Annotated in this window: 1 protein-coding gene; it reads left to right on the top strand. The window is 63.0% G+C overall.

Annotated elements, in window-relative coordinates:
• Positions 1–637, top strand: a 637-nt coding sequence (locus HX812_RS31935; protein WP_178949166.1) for a M20/M25/M40 family metallo-hydrolase, incomplete at its 5' end; no start/stop codon positions are given.
• Positions 638–713: the final 76 nt, after the last annotated feature.

Raw genomic sequence — 713 nt, 5'->3', positions numbered from 1 at the left:
CGGCCACAAGGGCAAGTTGGCCATGCGCTGCGATGTGCATGGCGAGGCGTGCCACTCGGCCTACGCACCGTATGGGGTGAATGCGATTGAGCAGGCTGCCGAGCTGATTGGCGAGTTGGGAAGGATCGGCCAGCGTCTGCGGGAGACCCAGGATGCGCGGTTTGATCCGCCGTTCAGCACGGTGCAAACCGGCGTGATCAGCGGTGGCAAGGCCCTGAATATCGTACCGGCGGATTGTCGGTTTGATTTTGAGGTGCGTGCGTTGCCGTCGCAGGACCCGGCCAAGGTCGCGGATGAACTGAAGGCCTACGCCGAGCAGCAGGTGTTGCCGCGCATGCAGGCGGTAAGTGCGCAGAGTGCGATTCGCTTTACCGAGCTGTCGGCCTACCCAGGTTTGGTCACCGATGAGCGCAGCCAGGCGGCAGAGTTGATCGCGGCGTTTTCCGGTTCGCGGGAGTTCGGAACAGTGGCGTTTGGCACTGAAGGTGGGTTGTTTGACGCGGTGGGTATCCCCACGGTGGTGTGCGGCCCGGGGAGCATGGACCAGGGGCATAAGCCGGATGAGTTTGTGAAGATGGAACAACTGGTCAGGTGTGATGCAATGTTGGAGCGGATGTTGGCGTCGATTCGCGCCTGAGCCTGCGAAGCGGCCCCCAATGGATTTGGGGCCGCTACGGCTGCGCCGCCCGACGCGCAACACTCAAGACCGAGGC

Origin of the sequence: Pseudomonas sp. IPO3749, assembly GCF_013386605.1 — a bacterium.
GTDB lineage: Bacteria > Pseudomonadota > Gammaproteobacteria > Pseudomonadales > Pseudomonadaceae > Aquipseudomonas > Aquipseudomonas azotoformans_A.
The sequence above is the reverse complement of the archived record's forward strand: the minus strand, read 5'-3'. Positions and strand labels throughout refer to the sequence as shown.